This is a genomic window from Stutzerimonas stutzeri SDM-LAC, from assembly GCF_000235745.1.
GTDB classification, from domain to species: Bacteria; Pseudomonadota; Gammaproteobacteria; order Pseudomonadales; family Pseudomonadaceae; genus Stutzerimonas; species Stutzerimonas stutzeri_H.
In genome coordinates this window covers 1-18721 of sequence record NZ_AGSX01000139.1, presented here as the reverse complement: position 1 = coordinate 18721, position 18721 = coordinate 1, and the positions used below count along the sequence as shown (strand labels likewise).

Genomic DNA, 18721 nt, shown 5'->3' with positions numbered 1-18721 from the left:
GGTCATCGTCAAGCTTCTACACCAAACCCCCGATCATCGAAAGATGGCCGGGGGTTTGTCTTTGGGCGTGGGAAAAGTCCGCGTAGGGTTGTTCGCCATCATGAAGCTCGGTCGAGCTTCCACGTCGCCTCGTCAACGCCACGTCCATTGGCGCATTGTCGTCTCACAAGGCCGGCGGACAACGATGGTTAAATCGGGTGCCGATGAGACGTTAGCGGTATGTGTGGTGGTGTTCTAATCGCAGACGCCGATTTAGGCGAATCCTCGCCATTCAGAGGTGTTCGATGAGCAACCAACGACGTACGCTTTCGGCCGAGTTCAAACCTGCGCCCTTGAGGACCATTAGCCCGATCCAAGGGCAGGTATGTTTTGCATGGAACGCGGCGAGCCCATGGCAACTCGGATGTCCCTAAACGAAAGGGTCTTCATGCATGCGGCGTTGACAGCCAAATCGTTGCATACCGAGCAGGTCAGGTCGTGCCGGTCGACCGAGTAGCCCCAGATCGAGGAAGCTGGCTACTGCCGAATCCATGTCTGGGTGCGTCCTAGGGCTTCGATGCCGATGTAACCGCGCATCTCAAGTTTTTCTCCACCTTCGAGTAGGCTCACCTTGGCGCGATAGGTTTTTCCTTTGGCCGGGTCGAGGATAGTACCTCCGATCCAGGTGCCCTCGCCGTCCGGCTTTAGGCCCCATAGGATAGTCATTCCCGTAATTGGCTGGTTTTTTCGCTCACCTTCACAAGCGCTGCATACCGGATTCGCACCATGCTCGGACAGGAGAATCTTAGCGACTTCGCCGCTTAGCGAGCCATCAGCGGCCTGCTGGATTTCGACGATGGATTTGGGTTTGCCGGTTTCGTCATCAATGGTTTGCCAACGTCCGACAGGTGACTCGGCGGCGAAAGACACCGAGGCGATGGCCATCGGCAGAGCTAGTAAAGAGGCAGTAAACAGCGCGCGCATGGTCTCTCCTGAAGTAACGATCTAGGACTGTGACTCTATCATCGCTTCCGACCGATAGCGGTCGGTTGAATTTGCGTCGTTAACGCCAACATCTGGGATTCGCCGTACTGCGCCTTTGAATTGGCCCCGAAATTTTGGATTCACGAGCTTGTAATACCAGCGTCATAGGCTTGTTTCTTTGACTAGGAAGCTCGTTATGCCTGCACTTCGTATGCTGCTGTTCGCGTTGTTATTGCCCGGTTTGGCTCATGCTGGTGTGCGTGTTGCCGGTCCGATCGAAGCGGGTGTGTTTGAAAACCGTTATGAGGATCAGCAGCCCGGTGAACGCGTGCTGGTGAGTGGCGAGCAACGCATTTTCAAGACTGAAAAAGTGCCAATGAAGATCGGCACCAAGTTCGGTCTGCGCTATCGGCTCGAGGGCAAGCGAGCGGAGGATGCGCCGCTGACTTTGCTGTACCTCACTCCCGGTGTTGTCGATCCCAGCGGCCAGCGCCACGACCGCTACGAGGTGGTGCAGACGCTTGTGCCGGGTGCGGCCTTGGACGTCATGGCATTCGAGTTCACCGAATTGCACGAGCTGGTGGCGGGCGAATGGCATTTCTTGGTGTTTCAGGGTGATCGAAAGTTGGCTGAGCAGCGGTTCGAGGTTCGCTGATCGCGCCCAGCGAAGGTGTGCCAGCCAGCAGGGCGAAATCGATCGCATAGGCTGCGGTCAGTGCACTGTTCTCACCGTGGCCGGCGCCTTGATGGATGGTGAAGGTGCGTTTCAGACTGCGGTGTTCCAGTGATGCCCAGCGCTCGAATAGTTCCTGCACGTTGCTGCGCATCCGCCGCTCAACAAGGCGCCGCTCACGTTCTGATGCAGCAACTTTGCCATGCAAGGGTTCCTCATACTCGCCGACAGTCATCCACAGACGCTTTGATCGTAGATTCGACTCGGAGAGCGGGGGGCCGCTCTGTTCTAGCAGCTGACGATCGTTCCACCAGATCGAGGGACTGGCCGCCAGGTAATTCTGGAAGGCGTCTGGCTGGGTCATTAACGCATAGAGCGTTAAAAGCCCGCCATGGGAGTGCCCAAACAGCGTTTGTCGGTAAGGATGAATCGGATATCGGGCTTCGATCAGAGGTTTCAGTTCGGTTTGCACGAAAGCCAGAAAGCGATCGGCACCGCCATAGCGAAGGCCTTCCCGCTCATCTGTCGCAACTGTAGTCGGCGGCGTGTAATCGCGTGCGCGTCTGTCTATGTCATACAGCTGGCCGCCGGGATAGCCGATACCCACTACGACCACCGAGGCACGTGTTGCGGGATCCGGGCGTCTTTCACGAGCATTGGCTTGAACTGCCAGCATTGGAAACAACGCATTGCCATCAAGCACGTAGAGCACCGGATAGCCACCCGGTGGCGCCGGCTGCTGAGGCTGGGAAATGAAGATCCTGTAATCGTCGCCGGTGTTGTGCGAATGTATGTCGCGTTGTTCAGCTTGCGGTAGCACCACTGGCTTCCACCCGCCCGCCTCGGCGGCTCGAGCCGATGCACAGCCGAGTCCCAGGCTGGCAATCAGCAGCGCCATCAAGGCATTCATGCTGGCAGCTCGGCGGGCGCGTCCGGCAGGGGGCCATCCTGCCATTCGACCTGCAACGCCTCGTCACCGGAAAAACGGTTGAGGTGATCGGCTATCACAAAACGAAGGCGTTTTTCTGCCTCCCCAGCCGCTGCCTGGCAATCGATCAAGAGCTGCTCCGGTCCGGCAAACATTCGGCACTCACCAAAGGCGAACACGACCTCTGCTCGTTGCTCATCGAGTCGGACTTTGCCTTTGTGGGAAAAGTGCTTGAACAGGCGGGTCATGTTGCGCGATGCGCGTGGCGTTGCGACGCGTGCGTGAAACTTGAGCATGAATGTCTCCGGTAAGCGCCGCCGACCCACGGCCGGCGGCGAGTGGGTCAGAACTCGTATCGCGCGCCGATGGTGAAGTTGCGCGACGGGCCCTGGAAATTGAAGGTTGACGTGCTGCCAACGCGCGAAACGTAGTCGCGATCGAGCAGGTTGTTGATATCGAATGTCGCTGTGAGCTGCTCGGTGAGCGGGTACGACAGCTTGGCGTCGACCACCGCATATCCCGGTGCGCTAACGGTGGTCCCTTGGCGTTCGTAGGAAAAGTCGCTCATGGCGCTGACACCTGCGCCCAGTCCTAGCCCACGCAGCGGTCCACCCGCCAGGGTGTACTTGCTCCACAAAGAAGCCTGGTGTGTTGGCATGAGCACGAACAGAACGTTCTCGTCACCCGCGAGGTTTTCAGTCTCCATGTAGGTGTAGCCCGCAATCAGCTCCCACTGAGGCGTGAGGTAACCGCTGACCTCAAATTCACCACCGCGGATACGCGCCTTGCCAGCCGCCGCGTAATCGGCTGTGCCGGACAGGCCGTCGGCGTCCGTGGCGCGGTTCTCGTCGGTCAATTGAAAGGCGGTGATACGGGCATTCAGGTCCCCGCCGTAATAACTGCCCTTGATGCCGACTTCGTATTGCTCGCCTTTGCGCGGATCGATGAGCTGACCGTTAGTGTCGGTCTCGGATTGAGGCTTGAAGACCTGTGAGTAGCTGGCGTACAGCGAGTGCTGTTCGTCGAGGTCGAACACCAATCCACCGTAAGGCGTGACGTGGCCGTTCTGATGCTGCTCATCCGAGGCAGCGACGCCTGTTTTGAGATTCGTTGAGGTGGCGTCGCCTTCATACCAGCTGACGCGAGCTCCACCGATGAGCGCCAACTTTTCGATCGGCCGGAGCGTCAGCTTGGCGTAGAGACCTGCTTCCTGATCGTCGCTACTGACGCGTGTTGAATAGCTCAGGTTCGGTTTGGCGAAGCGCGTGGGCTGATAGCCAGAGATATCGACCGTGCCGAGGACAGCACTGCCGTTGCGATAGTCGCTGTCGTAGCGTTTGAAATCGCTGCCGACCACGAATTCGCTGACCTGGCCCAGCAGCTCGAACGGCTGGCTGTAGCTGGCATCGACGGCCAGTGCGTCCTGCTGAAAGTCACGTCCGGCGGCGACCATTCGCGTGTTGCCGTTGGCTGCCACAGCGCTGCCGGTATAGGCGTACAGATAGTCGGTGTCACGCGTGGAGCCCCGCACGGCCAGTCGGCCATAGCCGCCAGTATCGAACCGGTGAGTCAGCTCGGCGATTGCATCGGTGGTGCGACCGTTGAAGTCGTTCCAGTCGGCGCCCAGGTAGGTCGAGTGGCTCCAGTCCAGCAAATTTCCGGCCGAATCGGTGGGGTAGCCGTTGTGGGGGGCGATGTCCTTGGTCTGGTGGATCAATCCTAGCGAAAGCGAGGTTGCGTCGCCCAGGTCGATGTCCAGCGCGCCGTAGAAGCTTTCACTGGTGTTCTCGTTGTAATCGACCTCGCCATTGCTGTCGGCGCGAGAGACAACGGTGCGTCCGCGGACGTGACCCGCGTCATCGAGCGGGCCGGAGAGGTCGGCTTCCAGGTAGTTCTGGTCCCAACTGCCGTAGCGGCCAGTCAAGCTTCCCTGAAATTCGCTCGTGGGGCGCTTGCGAACCATATTGACGACGCCCCCCATTTCGCTGGTACTGCTGAACAGGCCTGAGGGGCCGCGCATGATCTCGACCCGGTCAAATGGCGACAGTGAAGGAACAGTGCCGTGGATGCTGGCCATAGGCGCCGGCAGCCCATCGATATTGAACTCGTCGTACTCGTAGCCACGTGCGTAAATCGACGAACGACCGCTGTCGTTGGTCAGGGTGCGTAGGCCCGCGGTGTACTTGGCTAGGTCGTCGAGATTCACGAACTGGCGGTCCCTGATGTAATCGTCTGTGTAAACGGTGATCGACTGCGGGATATCGCGCAGCTCGGCTGGAGTTTTTGTTCCAACGGTCGCTGCTTGCACCGTGTAGCCGCCGCTCTGCTCCGACGACGGCATATCGTACAGGCGGTTGCCCTCAACCGTGATGCTCTCCAGTTCGACCGGCTCGTTCTGCACGGAAACGCTTTGTGCCAGCGCGCTTAGCGAGAAAGGCGCAAGCAAGCCGGCCAGCAGCAGGTGCCGCGAACGTTGTCCGAGGCTGAGGGTGCGAGGGGTTCTGTCCATGGGTCGGCTCCTGTCGCGGGCATTTCGTAAATGGCAAAGGTTCGCGGCGCTTAATGATAACGATTTGCATCAAAAGATGCCGGCGCGTAGTCTGCCATGCGTCCGGTTCGCGAACCTTTGCGCGACCAAGTCATTGCTTTGCAATCGCGTGCGAGGGGCAGCGCTGCATGAACCAACCCGATCACATCATCCGTGGCGATGAGCTACCGGCGACTAGCCGGACTGGTCTGCACTTGCCAGACGGCGGCGATGACCGCCTGTTCTATGGCCGGGTGAAATGGGCCCAACTGCGTGATGGCCTTTCGCTGCATTGGTCCGACTGCGAGGAGCTGCAGGACTTCGTTACAGAAAACACCGTGGGTCCGCGGGTGTCCTTTGTGCTCTTTCTTCAGGGGCAGAGCCAGGTCAGCTATGGCGACTTGTCACTGACGCTCGGTCAGCCTTCAAGCCGGCGTGCGCCCGAGGGTGTCGCTGTCTCGATGAACGAGCCGGTACAGTTCCGCCGTCAGGCACGCCGCGGTAGCCATATTCGGAAGTTGGTGGTGAGCCTGACGCCCGACTGGTTCGAAGATCGTGGCGAAGGCATTGGTGCGACAGACGGAGCAATTCGACGCTTCATGGGCAGTCATCTGACGCCTCGTGTCTGGAAACCCTCGCCGCGCCTGCTGACATTGGCTGACCAGATGCTCAACCCACCGGGTTACGACGCCTTGCTTGCCGGTCTGTACCTGGAAAGCCGGGCGCTGGATATTGCCTGCGAAGCGCTGGCCAGTCTTGGTGAGGCGGAAACAGCGGTAGAGCCTGGTCTTCGGCCTCAGGAATATCGGCGCTTGCAGCGGCTTGTCGAACTGCTCGATAGCGGTGAAGCGGACAACTGGACGCTTGATCACATCGCACGCGATACGGGCGTCAACGCCACGACGCTGCAGCGCCAGTTCCGCTCGTTCAAAGGCGTCACAATCTTTGAATATCAGCGAGCGCGGCGTCTGACTCGCGCGCGCGAGGTGTTGGAGCGAGAAGGTGCAACGGTTACTGAGGCGGCTTGGCGCGCTGGTTACAACAGCCCGGCCAACTTTGCGACCGCCTTCAAGCGGCTGTTCGGCATCAGCCCGCGACAAGTGCGTTCGCGGGTTTGAGCGCTGCCAAGCTGCCACCCGGTCGCGACGACAGATGAGCCGGAGCGAGAGCTCAGAACATACTCGTTACAGGGTTGTAGGCTGAGTCGAAGATGGAACGTGACAGCCCTCGCGGTGCTCGTTCGATGCTGTCCGAACGATCACACCTCCGCTCGTCGGCAGACTCGCTATAGCGGCCTCCCCGCGTTCAAGTCGGCTTGGGATACGCCGACTAAAGGAGTGCTCGACTGCTGCCTGAATGATGCCATTATGATGGCCAGTCTCCTGTTGCTCGCCGGACGGTAGTCGTCTGAGAGGTTCGCCCGATGCTTCTAACCTCGTTCCGCCATCTGACACTGGCCTTGTCGCTCATTGCATCGCTATGCGGCAGCCTTTCTGCATTTGGGCACGGCATTACGGTCGTCACGGAGGAACTGCCACCCTACAACATGACGGTCGACGGCAAGCTCACCGGGATGGGCACCGAGGTGGTACAGGCTGTTCTGGACGAAGTGGGTGAGACTGCGCGCATCCAGTCGATGCCATGGGCGCGCGCTTACGACATCGCGCTGAATTCCGAAAACGTACTGATCTATTCCATCGCCCGCACCCCGCAGCGCGAGAATCTGTTCAAGTGGGTTGGCGTTATCGCGCCGACGCGCTGGTTCCTGTTCTCCCTGCCTGGCACTGAGTTCAACCTCAAGAGTCTCGATGACGCCCGCCAGTACCAGATCGCCACCGTGAAAGAGGATGTCGGTGAGCAGTATCTGATCGATAAAGGGTTCGCCATTGGGCGCAACCTGCAGTCGAGCAACAAATACGAGCACAACTACGAAAAGCTCAAGGCCGGTCGCGTAGACCTTTGGATCTCCAACGAGCTGAATGCTCACTATCTGGTCCGTCACGCCAGCAGCAATCCTGACGACAAGGCGGTTCCTCAGTTGAGTTTGCAAGACCTCGGCGGCGCGAACGGCTTGTGCATGGCTTTTAGCCGCAACACGCCGGATGCGGTGGTCGAGCGCTTCCGTCAGGCCCTTGCCCGCATCCGTGCCGATGGCCGCTACGATGCGATCGCCGCCCGTTGGCTGCAATGAGCGACAACACCCGCCATCCCGCCCCCCCTGCCACGGCACACCGGCAAAGCAGCTCGCTTGGGCGTCGCCTGGTGCTGGCGACGCTCGGCTTCTGCCTGTTATTTACTGTGGCGACCGTGGGTCTGCGGACCTGGCTGGCGTGGGAAGATGGACTAACCGCGATGAATGCCGAGTTGGCGCTGATTGATCAGGTGTTTCACAGCAACCTGGCCAAAGCGATCTGGGAAATGGACAGCGATGCGCTGGAAACACAGCTGGACAGCGTTGCCAAGGCGGAGCCGGTTGGACGTGTCGACCTGCAGATCATCCGCGCCGGGCGCGCACCGGAAGTCGTTCAGCGCCAACGACCGCAGCAGCAGCTCCAGTACCGCGCGCCGGTATTGCAGCGACGTCTCACCTACGAAGCTTATGCCGGAGCCCGCGAGACGGTGGGCGAGCTCAGGCTGGAAGGCAACGAAGGGCTGCTCTGGGAGCGGCTGGTTGATGAAGTCACCGAAATCGTGATCACCCAAGTCGTCCAGTCGCTCCTGCTGGCCGGATTGATCATGTGGATGTTCAACAGCACCGTCACGCTGCATGTGCGTCGTATCGCCCGGCACCTTACCCGTCTTACCCCGGAAAACCTCGACCAGAGCCTACGCCTCGAGCGGTCGGTGAAGCGCCACGATGAGCTGAGTTTGCTGGAGTCTGGCGTCAACAGTGTGCAGTCCAAGCTGTTGGCGTATCTCGAGCGACAGCATCAGGACGAGTTGGCGCTGGCCGCGCACCGCGACCGTCTCGCCGAGCTGGTCGAGGAGCGTACCGCTGAATTACGGGCAGCCAACGTGTTGCTAGAGGAACTCTCGCGCAGCGATCCGCTGACCGGCTTGGCCAACCGCCGGCATTTCGACGAGATCAAGGACGTTGAATTTCGTCGCGCGCTGCGTCTGGGCCAACCGCTGACCGTGCTGATGTGCGACGTGGACTTCTTCAAGCGTTACAACGACCACTATGGCCATGCGCAGGGTGACCAGTGCTTGCAGGCGGTGGCCGATACGCTCCAGTGCGTGTTTGCCCGTGCCGGCGAAGTGGTCGCGCGGCTGGGCGGTGAGGAATTTGTCGTGCTGTTGCCCGGCGTGGATGCAGAGTCCGCCCATCGTTCTGCTGTGCGACTGCAGCAACGCCTTGCTGAGCGAGAGCTGCCGCACGAAGCCTCGGCTGTTTCGCCCCGCGTCACGCTGAGTATTGGCCTGGCCGGCTTCGAAGCGGACAGCATGGACCAATTCGAACAACTGCTGCGCCGCGCGGACGAGGCTCTCTACAGAGCCAAGACGCAGGGCCGCAACCGTATTTCCGACTGATAGTTCGTGAGGACCCACACGATGCGTTCGATTGCCTGGATCGCTGTTTCTCTGGGGTTACTTGGTGCAATGGCACAGGCCGGGCCGCTGCGTGTGGTGACCGAGGAGACGGCCTACACCTATCTCGAGAAGGGCAAGGTCAGCGGTCCTGCCACCGAGGTGGTCGAAGCGACCTTGCAGCGCGCTGGGCTGGAGGATTACCAGATTGGTCTGTACCCGTGGGCGCGAGCGTACGACATGGCGCTGCAGGAGCCAGACGTGCTGGTGTATCTCATCGCACGCACCCCGGAGCGTGAGGCGCTGTTCCGCTGGGTGGGCGAAATCATGCGCATCGACTATCACTTCTACAAATTGCGCCGGCGGGACGACATCACGGTGCCCGATCTGCAAGCGGCCAAGGCGTATCGGATCGGTGTGCTGCGCCAGGATGTTCGTCACCAGTACCTGCAGGCCAATGGCTTCAACAAGATCGTGGTGACGGCGCACAACAGCGATAACTTCAAGCGACTGCTCAATGGTCAGGTTGACCTTGTGCCCATGCCTGAGCAGGACATGCTTGCTCTATGCAAGGAAGCCGGCCTCGACCCGAGCGAAGTCGAGCGCGTGTTCACGCCAGACAGTTCGACCCAGCTGTACATGGCCTTCAGCCGTAAGACTGACGATGCCACGGTTCTGCGTATGCAGGCAGCGTTCGAGCATCTCCAGGCTGAGGGTGCAGTGGCTCGCCTGATGGACGGGCAACGCTGACAGCGGCACCCGCCCGGGTTCGCTCAGTTCTTGCTGCCCTGCTCGAACTCATTGAGCGCCTCGCGGCAACCGATGCCCGGCCCTTCTCCCAGCCCGGCTTCCAGCCATGGCAGGATGGCCAGCGGCGGTGCTACCAAGGCCCCGACGACGCTGGCGACGGCGCGGGCCGCCAGCTCGCCGGTTACGACGCTGACTTGCGGGTCGCTCAGGGTGCCCTTGAGCTGGACAGGGGAATTGCCGGACAGCAAGCTGATGTCCTTGGCATGAGCCTCGAACGCCAGGTCCAGGCGTTCACTCTTGAGCTTTATGTTTCCTCCACCAGTAATGTTGCTGTCGGTGGTGCTGATAAAGAACTGCTCGAGTTTCGCCGTGCCTTCAGTCGAATCAAAACGCAGATAGGTGCAATTCATCGGCACCTGATCGGCGTCAGCGAGCGCGGCTACCACGGCTTCCCCGGCATCCAGCCCGAGTAGCTCCACCGCCAGCATGTCCAGTTTTCCGCCTGACATGGCCAGCTCCAGCTTACCGTCCAACTTGGCGGCCATTTCCCCGAGGGACTCCCCTTCAAACCGAATGTCCAGCTGACCGCCGATGGTGCCGGCGGAATCCTTGGCGACCTTGGACAGGTCGGCTTCGCGAAGAACCGGAGAGAGGTTGACGCTGGTGATACCGAGGTGCAGCTCCCCGGTTGGTTGCTGGGGTCGGACGTCCAGCCGCAGTCGGCCGTCCGCCGCGCCTTTGCCAATGGCAAGCTTCAAGGGTTCGACCACCAGTACGCCTTCGTCGAGCTCGGCTTTGAAGTCCACTGCATTCAGGGGAATCTCCTTGGCCAGAACCGTGTCGGCCTCATAGCGAACGATGGCGTCGCGGCCGCGCAAGGCCTCGAGGCCCAGCGGTTCGCTGGAAAACACCTGATTGTCATTGGGGTCCGTCGGTGTGTCGGGCGCCTTGAGGTCGGCGGTGTCGAGCGTGTCCGAATGGAGGTTGGCCCAGAGCATTGGACGGCCCGCGAGGCTCAGGCGAACGTCACCGCTGAGGTCGCTTTGGCCCCATTTAGCGCGCAAATCCTGCAGGCGCAGCTGCGGGTCATCCCAGAGCAAATGACCGCTCAGCTGATAGCCGGCCAGCGAAGGCAGGCTCAAACCGGTGAGCGGGTTGAGGTTGGCAGGGTTCGGCCCCTCCAGCGAAATGGTGAGGTCCGCTGCCTTCAACTGCAAGGGATCGGTGACTGTGCCCTTTACGGTCAGCTGGCTTTCCCGCGACTTGACGGTGCCATCGACGGGATACGGTTGAATGTTGAACAGTTCTTCCAGCGCCCCGACATCGAGGTCGAAATGCAGCGGTACCTCGTTGCGCCACGCGTCGCCCGTCAGGTGCAGGCCGGAGTCGGTGGAAGTGGCATCGACCTCCACCCGCAAATCGCGGGCGGGGTTCACATAGCGCAGGTGCGTGTCGTTAATGCTGGCTGAGTTCTGCGCCAGCTGCGTGTGCAGTTCCCCATCCAGCGTGCCGAGCTTGGGGTAGCCCAGCGGCGCCAGCGCGCGGCCCAGATCCAGCTGCTCGACGTTCAGGTCGATCGTTCCGCTCAAAGAATTCTTGGTCAGGTCGAGCGAGCCGTTGGCGTTGATGGCGCCTTCGCCTTGCGCAATGTGCAGCCGTTCGATCTTCAGACGCTGGTCGGCCAGGCTACCCTTGAGCACGATGTCGCTAAGTGCCGCGTCGCCATACAGGAGCTGCCCCAGGCTGACGTCCACCTCGCCGCGGTAACGGCGCAACGGCTGCAGCAAGTCGTGAGCGCGCTGTTGTAACGATTGCTGATCATTTTTGGCCTGTGATTGACTGCCGCTCTGCTCCGATTCGAGCAAGCGCATCACGCCCCAACGATTGAGATCCAGCTTGTTGCCTTGCAGCTGTACGGTCAGCTCGGGCGTATCGCCCCGCTCCAACACGAGCGAGCCGGTGAGGTGGCTTTCGCCCGTCTTGAGGTCCATGTCTTGCAGCGACCAGCGCTGCCCATCACGCTTCAGCCGGGTGTTGAGCTCGAACGCTGGCACGTCGATGGCAGGGTTATTGAAACTCATCAATTCGGCCGAGTCTGGCGCGCTCACCGTCAGTTTGCCCTGCAACGCATCGAGCGCTGGTAGCTGCTTGGCTTCCCCGTTGAAATGCGCCTGAATCTCGCCCAGCTGCGCATCGAGCTTCACCGCATAGGGGGCGCCACTGGCCAGGGCCTGAGACGGGGGCTCGCCTGTCAGGCTGAGTGTCAGTGGCTTGCCTTGTACGTCGCCGCTGCCTTCGACGGACAGCTGACGCTGCCCCGGGCCGTTGTCGGTCGTCTTGATGTCGAACGACACCTGGGTGTCCAGTTTGGCGTCGCGGTAGGTCAGCTGGCCGTTCTGGATACGGATCGTATCCGGCTGGATGGGCAGAGCGTTGCCGCTCGAGCTGCTCTGGCTAGAGCTGTCCTGAGACTCGGTCTTGCCGGCGTCCGGCTTACTATTGCTACCCGTCAAGGCGGCCCAGTTGGACTGACCGTCCTCCTGCCTGGCGAGGTGAATCTGAGGGTGGTCGAGTTGCAGGGATTTCAGACTGAGGTTGGCGGTCAACAGGGCGCCGACATCCAGTTCTGCCTGCATGGCGTCAAGCTTGAGCATATAGGGGTGTTTGGCCCACTCGGGGTTAGCGACCTCCACATCGCGTACGCTGATCCCCAGTGGAAAGCCCCAGTTGATATCGAGGCTGCCAATTTCGACGGCGCGCCCATCCAGACGCTGACTCAGTTGGGCTTCGATCTTCTCGCGGGCCCACTGGGTCTGTACCAGCACTGCCGCGATCACCACCAGCAGCACCAGGGCCGCCAGTACGATGCCGATGATTTTTGCTGCTTTCGCCACCTTGCCTTCCTGATCCGGTCATGCTCGCGCATGAGTGAAGGGCAGCTGCATCAGTGCAGCCGTGTAAAGGTGTCGACCCTCACTGGCGGAAAAAGCTCATCAAATTGGCCAAGCAGTTTTGTGCTGTTCAGTCGCGGTACCAACGGGTGCTGTTTGGAATAGCTTTGGCACATGAAACACGAAACACCGACGAACGGCATCGCCGCCGTCCACGTTGAACGCGGATCAGCCCTGCAGATCGCCCAGTATCGCGGTGGCCACGGCTTCGGCCACCTTGATGCCATCCACGCCTGCCGAAAGAATCCCGCCGGCATATCCCGCGCCTTCGCCTGCCGGATAGAGGCCGCGGGTATTGATGCTTTGCAGGGATTCGTTGTCGCGCTTGATCCGCACCGGTGACGACGTGCGCGTCTCGATGCCGGTGAGGATTGCATCGGCGCGGTCGAAGCCGCGGATCTGCTTGCCGAAGGCGGGCAGCGCTTCGCGGATCGCCTCGATCACGTAGTCGGGCAGCGACGGGGCCAGATCACCTAGACGTACGCCGGGCTTGTAGGACGGCTCGACCTCGCCGAAAGCTTTCGAAGCCCGGCCGCGGATGAAGTCGCCCACCAATTGCCCCGGTGCGCAGTAGTCATTGCCGCCCAGTTCGAAGGCGCGCGATTCCAACCGTTCCTGCAGTTCGACGCCGGCCAATGGGCCGCCGGGGAAATCCTCGTCCGGGTTGATGCCGACGACGATGCCCGCGTTGGCGTTGCGCTCGTTGCGCGAGTACTGGCTCATGCCGTTGGTGACTACGCGGTTGGGCTCGGAAGTGGCCGCTACCACGGTGCCGCCCGGACACATGCAGAAGCTGTAGACCGCGCGGCCATTCTTCGCGTGGTAGACCAGCTTGTAGTCAGCGGCGCCCAGCTCCGGGTGGCCGGCGTACTTGCCCAGGCGCGCCTGGTCAATCAGCGATTGCGGATGTTCGATGCGAAAGCCTACGGCAAAGGGCTTGGCTTCGATATAGACGCCGCGCTCATGGAGCACGCGGAAGGTGTCGCGCGAGCTGTGACCGAGTGCGAGCACCACGTAGCGGCTACGCAGCTCCTCACCGTCGGCCATGCGTACGCCCTGGATGCGGCCGTCTTCGATGATGAAGTCGACCACACGGCTGTCGAAACGCACCTCGCCACCGAGCGCCTTGATCTCCTCACGCATGGTCGAGACCACGCCGGTCAGGCGAAAGGTGCCGATGTGCGGCTTGCTGACAAACATGATCTCTTCCGGCGCGCCGGCGCGGACGAACTCGTGCATCACCTTGCGGCCGTAGAACTTCGGATCCTTGATCTGGCTGTAGAGCTTGCCGTCGGAGAACAGCCCCGCGCCGCCCTCACCGAACTGCACATTGGACTCGGGGCTCAGCACCTTCTTGCGCCACAGCGCCCAGGTGTCCTTGGTGCGGCTGCGCACATCACGGCCGCGCTCCAGCACGATCGGGCGGAAGCCCATCTGCGCCAGCGTCAGCGCCGCGAACAGGCCGCACGGGCCGAAGCCGATCACCAGCGGGCGCTCGCTCAGCCCCTCGGGAGCCTGGCCCACCGGGTAGTAACCGGTGTCCGGCGAGACGCGGATACTGCGGTCGTCGCCCAGCCGCGCGAGCACCTGCGCTTCATTCGCCACGCTGGCGTCGATGATGTAGACGAAGGTGATTTCGCTGTTCTTCTTGCGCGCGTCATAGCTGCGCTTGAACACCGTGAAGTCGAGCAACTCGGTATCGCTGACGCCAAGGCGCGCGACGATAGCCTGGCGCAGCGCCTCGGCAGGATGGTCGAGGGGCAGTTGCAGTTCGTTGATGCGAATCATGACAAGTCCTGGCCGGTGGCCCCGGCAGAGGTGATGACAGCCGTTCGATTCCCCGACCACTGAGGGCCGGTGAATCGATAGGTCGAAGGAAGGCGCGCAGTGTAGCGGCGCGGGTTGAACCTGTCATTCAGGCACGCGCGCATCGCCAGAGGCTCCTGCCTCGTTGCGTTTCAATGGCGTCGGATGGCGCGGTCCTGGTTACTCAAGCACCACCCTTGAATTGAGTGGCTGCGGTGGGCGGTTGTTGGCGTGGCCTACCGCCTTGGTCAGCGCTTGGATCTGCTCTTCGGAGGCGACCAGCGGCTGCTTCAGCACCAGCCAGCGCACGCCTTCGGTGCAGGGGGGAGTGGTCAGCGAGCCGCTGAAACGGTAGTAGTCCAGATCATCGGGCAGCAGCTCACTGACGCTGGCCATGGGCGCGATCTGCTGGGTCTGGCCGTCTGCCGGCGGGTTGTCCCACAAACGAGCCAGCGCGGCGTTGTGCTCGCCGGTCTTGAACATCAGCGCGAGGACCGCAAGGTTACCGTCCTTGTCGGCATGAACCAGATGCCCTTCCAACGGATAGGACTGGCCCTTGATCAGATTCTCGCTGGGCATATGGAAGTGGAACTGCAGCAGCTCGTAGTCCTTGCCATCGAGCGTCAGATGGCTGCCGGGCTCGTAAACCACCTGCACTGTATACCCGAGGTTGACGACATTGCTGGCGCCCGCTGAGTAGCTGAGCTGTAGCGGAGTCAGTTCGGCCTCGACGAAACCGCTGAGGTCGACCGGTGCCTGGTTCTTGCCACCGCATGCGCTGAATTCCGGCGTCAGCTTTGCCCAGTTCTCCGGCCCCGATTCGCCGGAATAGCCCCAGTGAGTACCTGGCGTAACGGCCTTTGCATTCGCGCAGGCAAGCAAAACGCCAAGACCAAGTGCAGCTCTTTTCATGACACCTCTCCAACTTCATCTATGAGCAAGCGTCCCTGGAATAGCGACGCGCCTTGCCCTGTGACAAGGCGAGCTGGCAGTTGCTCGCGCGCTGCATCTTTGGCCGACGGTCTGCATCCGGGATGCCAGGACCCGGAACCGATGGGTCTCGCGGCTGGGCTCGGTTGCCGCATCTCGTCATCTGGCAAAGGCTTCGTTTGACGCTACGCTGTGACTGAGCCCTCACTTGAGTACGCCTGCGCCTAGTCGCTGCGCTCCGGGGCGCTGAGCACGACTCGGTGGGCATCACTGTGCGCGGCCTGCCATGGTCTCGATGGATCGAGCAGAGTCGCCGATGCGCCGAATCTGGCGGGCAACGGTGAGCTCTATCTGTCCCGCCAGCTCAAAGCCTTCCGCAGCGGCGAACGCAAGCATCCGCAGATGTCGGTGATCGCTGCAGGCCTGAGCGATGAAGGCATCGGCAATTTGGCCGCCTGGTATTCCGCGATCAAGGTCAGCGTCAAACTGCCGAAGTAGCACGACGGTGCGCGTTTTTCACCTGCCGGCGCTTACACCTTATACTCGCGCGCCATCGAGGCTCGGCGTGTGCCGGCTCTCCCGTTGCCAGAAGGATTGTCCATGCTTAATAACGATGTGATGCGTAGCCTGCGCTACATCCTTAACGTCAACGACGCCAAGATCGCTGAGATCACTCGGCTGACCGGTTGCGAGATTCCCGACAGCGAGGCGGTGGCCTATTTGAAGAAGGAGGATGAGGAGGGCTTCAAGCCCTGTGGCGATCGGATCATGGCGCACTTCCTCGATGGGCTGGTGATCTACAAGCGCGGCAAGGACGAGAGCCGGCCAACGCCACCCATCGAATTGCCCGTCACCAACAACATGGTATTGAAGAAGCTGCGCGTGGCGTTCGAGCTGAAGGAAGACGACATGCACGCGATTCTACAGTCGGTCGACTTCCCTGTGTCCAAGCCGGAACTCAACGCGCTGTTCCGCAAAGTCGGACACAGCAACTACCGTGTCTGTGGCGACCAGCTGCTGCGCAACTTTCTCAAGGGGCTGGCACTGCGCGGCAAGTGATCGGGTGGTGGGCCGCAAAAGATTTTTTTGCGCGGGTCTAGCAAAGACCTGCCCGGCGGGTCACTAGGCTGTCTAGGCAAAACACCGTGACAGTACGGCCCGGCCCGTAGGCGCGAGCAAGCTCACGAAGCTTTTTGCGTGGCGTGGATTCGCGAGCAAGCTCGCGCCTACGGGGCTGCTGCGGGGTTCGTTAGCGCAGAAAAACGCCGCAATCTGCATAAGAATGCGGCGTCTCTCCTAAGTGACCGGCATTGCGCCGGGGCGGGACTCTTGAGTCGATCAGTCCTTAGTTCTGCACCATCGCGATGACCTTGTCGCGCAGCTGCGGATCGTTCTGTACGGCCTGATTGATGGCGTTGTATTCCTCGATGCTGAGGTCGTTGTTTTCGACGGTGCTCATCATCTTCTCGTTGGCTTGCTGCTGCAGTTGCTGAGCCTCGGCCGGGTCACCGGTCTTTTCCAGCTTGGCGGTGAAGTCCTCGCGGATCTCCATGATCTCGCCCAGCGAGTCGGCGAACTTCTCAAGCTTCTTGTCGCTGATGTCTGCTGCCTGCATGGCGGGTGCGGGTTGAGTAGCCGGCGCCTGACTCGCCTCCTGCGCTGAAACCTGAGAGGCACCGGCAGCCATGAGGAGGGCGGCGAGGCTGGCGGAAACGAGGCGGGCGTTGAGCTTGGTCATATTCAATATTCCTGAAAATTAAAAGACGCGGAAAGCTCTGCATCAGCCGTGCCAGCTTAAAGATGACGCCTTAACTCTTTGAAATAAAAGGCTTTTAACCGTCCGTCCCGTGGGTGTCGACGTTGTTAGGGGTGCTCTGTATCGTGCCAGGATGGCACATGTGGCAGTTTGGCAAAGAACTTCGACACTGCGTGGCGCGCTGCTATTGAAGGTGGTGATCCCGCTGGTGGCGATCATGCTCGGCTTCAGTTATCTGCTGTTGTGGACGGTCGAGCGCAACAGCGAGCGGCGCTTGCAAGAGGAAGTCGAACTGGTGGCGCGCGCGGTTCGGCTGCCGCTCAGCGACAGTCTTGAAAAGCAGCATGACCGCACCGCGCAACAGGTTCTGGAGTCGGTGCTGGGCGTCGGCCGCGTCTACGGCGCCTATCTCTATGACGATCAAGGTGAACTGGTGGCATTCGCCGGAGGCATCGCGCCGGATCAGGACCAATCCTCGATTCAGCAACTGACCGCCGATGGCAAGCGTCGCGGCGGTTATCAGCGCATCCGCGGGCGGGAGGTCTATTCCTACTTCCTGCCGCTGGAGCAGAGCGGCGGGCGTATCAACGGGCTGTTGCAGGTCACCCGACGCTGGAATGATTTCGAACGTGACACCCGGCAGCTGCGGGTGATTGCCAGCATTTCAGCTGCGGTGCTGGCGTTGGCTGCGATCTGCATCGTGCTGCTCGGGCATTGGTCGGCCATCGGTCGCCACCTGCATGAACTGACACAGAGCATGGCGCGGGTTGCCGCAGGCGATCGAAAGCATCGAGCCCCGCGCAGCGGCCCGCAGGAAATCGCTGTGCTCGGCCGGGCGCTGAATCAGATGCTCGACAGCATCGCCGATGCCGAGCAGCGCATGGCCGAACAGAAGGCGCGCGAGGCGGAACTCGAGACCCGTTTGCGGCGCACCCAGCAACTGGCGGCGGTTGGCCGCCTGGCTGCCGGCGTGGCCCATGAGCTGGGCAGCCCGCTCAGCGTCATCGACGGCAAGGCCCAGCGCGTATTGCGCAGCGAGACGCTGGAAGACGGCCCACGCAAGGGGCTGCTGCAGATCCGTAGCCAGGTGCAGCGGCTGAGCGAGATCGTTCGCCAATTGCTGGACTTCGGTCGCGCGGCTGGCCAACCGCCGCGGCGCATGCCTGCCGACGTGCTGGTGCATTCGGCGGCCGCAGCCGTGGCCGATGAGCTGGCCTCGCTGAGAGTGGAACTCAGTCTGGAGGCGCCTCCGACTGCGCTGTACTGCGAGGTGGATCCGCCGCGCTTCGAACAGGCTTTGACCAACCTGCTGCGCAACGCCGCGCAGGCCAGCCCAGGCGGCCAGGTGGCGCTGCGCTGGTGGCAGGAGGCCGGCTGCCTGATGTTTCAGGTTGAAGACGATGGCCCTGGCGTCGCCGAGCAGCACCGCACCGCCCTGTTCGAGCCGTTCTTTACCACCAAACCGGTCGGCAGGGGCAGCGGCCTGGGGCTGGCCGTGGCGCATGGGGTGGTGGCTGAGTGTGGGGGCCGTCTCGAGCTGGTCGAAAGCTCGCTGGGCGGCGCGGCGTTTCGTATTTCCCTGGCGCTCGCCAACGAGGACGATATAGATGCAGATGGATGACACCGCTCCACAGCGGGTATTGATCGTCGAAGATGACGACAGCCTGCGCCAGCTGCTGGTCGAGGAGCTGGAAGACCGTGCGCTGCAGGTGCATGCCGTGGCGAGCGCGGAGGACGCGGTACCGCTGCTGGAAAGCTGGGAGCCGGATCTGGTGGTCAGCGACCTGCGCCTGCCGGGCGCCGATGGCATGGCGTTGCTGCGGCGGGTCAAGGCGATGCAGGCGGCCCCGGCGTTTCTGGTGATCACGGCGTTCGGCAGCATTCAGCAGGCCGTGGCCGCGCTGAAGGA

The 18721-nt window shown here is 61.5% G+C and carries 18 protein-coding genes and 1 pseudogene; 11 read left to right on the top strand and 8 right to left on the bottom strand.

Annotated elements, in window-relative coordinates:
- Positions 1 to 238 (top strand): hypothetical protein (locus tag PSTU_RS22085; protein ID WP_029404804.1); only part of this gene is annotated, 238 nt, incomplete at its 5' end.
- A 278-nt stretch (positions 239 to 516) separates the two neighbouring features.
- Here the strand turns inward: PSTU_RS22085 and PSTU_RS0114605 are convergent.
- Positions 517 to 963 (bottom strand): DUF2147 domain-containing protein, encoded by a 447-nt coding sequence (locus PSTU_RS0114605; protein WP_019341771.1) that lies wholly within the window; start codon positions 961 to 963, stop codon positions 517 to 519.
- A 196-nt stretch (positions 964 to 1159) separates the two neighbouring features.
- Here PSTU_RS0114605 and PSTU_RS0114600 point away from each other — a divergent pair, with 196 nt between their 5' ends.
- Positions 1160 to 1618: a DUF3859 domain-containing protein gene (locus PSTU_RS0114600; RefSeq protein WP_019341770.1), complete on the top strand. Its 459-nt coding sequence runs from the start codon at positions 1160 to 1162 to the stop codon at positions 1616 to 1618.
- On the opposite strand, the gene PSTU_RS20860 is transcribed toward PSTU_RS0114600, so the two are convergent.
- The 3 genes from PSTU_RS20860 to PSTU_RS0114585 are packed head-to-tail and all read right to left on the bottom strand — an operon-like array spanning position 1524 to position 5073.
- Positions 1524 to 2546 carry an alpha/beta hydrolase gene (locus PSTU_RS20860; protein WP_019341769.1) on the bottom strand — a complete coding sequence of 341 codons (1023 nt, stop codon included), beginning with the start codon at positions 2544 to 2546 and terminating at the stop codon, positions 1524 to 1526. The genes PSTU_RS0114600 and PSTU_RS20860 overlap by 95 nt on opposite strands.
- Positions 2543 to 2860: a DUF2218 domain-containing protein gene (locus tag PSTU_RS0114590; protein WP_019341768.1), complete on the bottom strand. Its 318-nt coding sequence runs from the start codon at positions 2858 to 2860 to the stop codon at positions 2543 to 2545. Before PSTU_RS0114590 ends, PSTU_RS20860 begins: the two co-directional genes overlap by 4 nt.
- A 47-nt stretch (positions 2861 to 2907) precedes the next feature.
- Positions 2908 to 5073, bottom strand: a complete 2166-nt coding sequence (locus tag PSTU_RS0114585; protein ID WP_019341767.1) for a TonB-dependent siderophore receptor — start codon at positions 5071 to 5073, stop codon at positions 2908 to 2910.
- A gap of 167 nt (positions 5074 to 5240) precedes the next feature.
- Here PSTU_RS0114585 and PSTU_RS0114580 point away from each other — a divergent pair, with 167 nt between their 5' ends.
- The 4 genes from PSTU_RS0114580 to PSTU_RS0114565 all read left to right on the top strand — a co-directional run bounded on the left by PSTU_RS0114580 (position 5241) and on the right by PSTU_RS0114565 (position 9369).
- A complete protein-coding gene (locus PSTU_RS0114580; protein WP_019341766.1) occupies positions 5241 to 6209 on the top strand; it encodes a helix-turn-helix transcriptional regulator in 969 nt (322 codons plus the stop codon).
- A 305-nt stretch (positions 6210 to 6514) separates the two neighbouring features.
- A complete protein-coding gene (locus tag PSTU_RS0114575) occupies positions 6515 to 7282 on the top strand; it encodes a substrate-binding periplasmic protein (RefSeq protein WP_019341765.1) in 768 nt (255 codons plus the stop codon).
- Positions 7279 to 8622, top strand: a complete 1344-nt coding sequence (locus PSTU_RS0114570; RefSeq protein WP_019341764.1) for a diguanylate cyclase — start codon at positions 7279 to 7281, stop codon at positions 8620 to 8622. The genes PSTU_RS0114575 and PSTU_RS0114570 overlap by 4 nt, the downstream gene beginning before the upstream one ends.
- Positions 8623 to 8643: 21 nt before the next feature.
- Entirely contained in the window at positions 8644 to 9369 is a 726-nt protein-coding gene (locus tag PSTU_RS0114565; RefSeq protein WP_036993302.1) for a substrate-binding periplasmic protein, read from the top strand.
- A gap of 23 nt (positions 9370 to 9392) precedes the next feature.
- Here PSTU_RS0114565 and PSTU_RS0114560 read toward each other — a convergent pair whose 3' ends face one another.
- From PSTU_RS0114560 to PSTU_RS0114550, 3 genes are all read right to left on the bottom strand, one after another.
- Positions 9393 to 12263, bottom strand: coding sequence for an AsmA family protein (locus PSTU_RS0114560; RefSeq protein WP_019341762.1), 2871 nt, complete (start codon positions 12261 to 12263; stop codon positions 9393 to 9395).
- A gap of 225 nt (positions 12264 to 12488) precedes the next feature.
- Positions 12489 to 14108 (bottom strand): NAD(P)/FAD-dependent oxidoreductase, encoded by a 1620-nt coding sequence (locus tag PSTU_RS0114555; protein WP_019341761.1) that lies wholly within the window; start codon positions 14106 to 14108, stop codon positions 12489 to 12491.
- A 198-nt stretch (positions 14109 to 14306) separates the two neighbouring features.
- A complete protein-coding gene (locus PSTU_RS0114550) occupies positions 14307 to 15038 on the bottom strand; it encodes a carbonic anhydrase (protein ID WP_019341760.1) in 732 nt (243 codons plus the stop codon).
- A gap of 249 nt (positions 15039 to 15287) precedes the next feature.
- Here PSTU_RS0114550 and PSTU_RS22295 point away from each other — a divergent pair.
- The 3 genes and pseudogenes from PSTU_RS22295 to PSTU_RS0114535 form a co-directional block, all read left to right on the top strand.
- Positions 15288 to 15449: pseudogene (locus PSTU_RS22295) on the top strand (c-type cytochrome); the annotation flags it as partial.
- 9 nt (positions 15450 to 15458) lie between these two features.
- Complete coding sequence (locus PSTU_RS22290) at positions 15459 to 15554, top strand: hypothetical protein (protein WP_019341758.1); 96 nt, start codon at positions 15459 to 15461, stop codon at positions 15552 to 15554.
- Positions 15555 to 15656: 102 nt separating this feature from the next.
- Entirely contained in the window at positions 15657 to 16115 is a 459-nt protein-coding gene (locus PSTU_RS0114535; RefSeq protein WP_019341757.1) for a DUF1456 family protein, read from the top strand.
- Positions 16116 to 16401: 286 nt separating this feature from the next.
- Here the strand turns inward: PSTU_RS0114535 and PSTU_RS0114530 are convergent, their stop codons facing one another.
- A complete protein-coding gene (locus PSTU_RS0114530; RefSeq protein WP_019341756.1) occupies positions 16402 to 16794 on the bottom strand; it encodes a DUF4168 domain-containing protein in 393 nt (130 codons plus the stop codon).
- A gap of 151 nt (positions 16795 to 16945) precedes the next feature.
- Here PSTU_RS0114530 and PSTU_RS0114525 point away from each other — a divergent pair, with 151 nt between their 5' ends.
- A complete protein-coding gene (locus PSTU_RS0114525) occupies positions 16946 to 18433 on the top strand; it encodes a sensor histidine kinase (protein ID WP_029404802.1) in 1488 nt (495 codons plus the stop codon).
- Positions 18426 to 18721, top strand: a 296-nt coding sequence (locus tag PSTU_RS20850) for a response regulator (RefSeq protein WP_141566893.1), incomplete at its 3' end; no start/stop codon positions are given. The genes PSTU_RS0114525 and PSTU_RS20850, both read left to right, overlap by 8 nt.

Excerpts from the sequence above, each read along its gene's own strand:
- PSTU_RS0114565 (WP_036993302.1), top strand. The coding sequence starts at position 8,644 with ATGCGTTCGATTGCCTGGATCGCTGTTTCTCTGGGGTTACTTGGTGCA.
- PSTU_RS0114530 (WP_019341756.1), bottom strand. The coding sequence starts at position 16,794 with ATGACCAAGCTCAACGCCCGCCTCGTTTCCGCCAGCCTCGCCGCCCTC.
- PSTU_RS0114550 (WP_019341760.1), bottom strand. The coding sequence starts at position 15,038 with ATGAAAAGAGCTGCACTTGGTCTTGGCGTTTTGCTTGCCTGCGCGAAT.
- PSTU_RS20860 (WP_019341769.1), bottom strand. The coding sequence starts at position 2,546 with ATGAATGCCTTGATGGCGCTGCTGATTGCCAGCCTGGGACTCGGCTGT.
- PSTU_RS0114590 (WP_019341768.1), bottom strand. The coding sequence starts at position 2,860 with ATGCTCAAGTTTCACGCACGCGTCGCAACGCCACGCGCATCGCGCAAC.
- PSTU_RS0114525 (WP_029404802.1), top strand. The coding sequence starts at position 16,946 with ATGGCACATGTGGCAGTTTGGCAAAGAACTTCGACACTGCGTGGCGCG.
- PSTU_RS0114575 (WP_019341765.1), top strand. The coding sequence starts at position 6,515 with ATGCTTCTAACCTCGTTCCGCCATCTGACACTGGCCTTGTCGCTCATT.
- PSTU_RS0114535 (WP_019341757.1), top strand. The coding sequence starts at position 15,657 with ATGCTTAATAACGATGTGATGCGTAGCCTGCGCTACATCCTTAACGTC.
- PSTU_RS22290 (WP_019341758.1), top strand. The coding sequence starts at position 15,459 with ATGTCGGTGATCGCTGCAGGCCTGAGCGATGAAGGCATCGGCAATTTG.
- PSTU_RS0114605 (WP_019341771.1), bottom strand. The coding sequence starts at position 963 with ATGCGCGCGCTGTTTACTGCCTCTTTACTAGCTCTGCCGATGGCCATC.
- PSTU_RS0114580 (WP_019341766.1), top strand. The coding sequence starts at position 5,241 with ATGAACCAACCCGATCACATCATCCGTGGCGATGAGCTACCGGCGACT.
- PSTU_RS0114570 (WP_019341764.1), top strand. The coding sequence starts at position 7,279 with ATGAGCGACAACACCCGCCATCCCGCCCCCCCTGCCACGGCACACCGG.
- PSTU_RS0114555 (WP_019341761.1), bottom strand. The coding sequence starts at position 14,108 with ATGATTCGCATCAACGAACTGCAACTGCCCCTCGACCATCCTGCCGAG.
- PSTU_RS0114600 (WP_019341770.1), top strand. The coding sequence starts at position 1,160 with ATGCCTGCACTTCGTATGCTGCTGTTCGCGTTGTTATTGCCCGGTTTG.
- PSTU_RS0114585 (WP_019341767.1), bottom strand. The coding sequence starts at position 5,073 with ATGGACAGAACCCCTCGCACCCTCAGCCTCGGACAACGTTCGCGGCAC.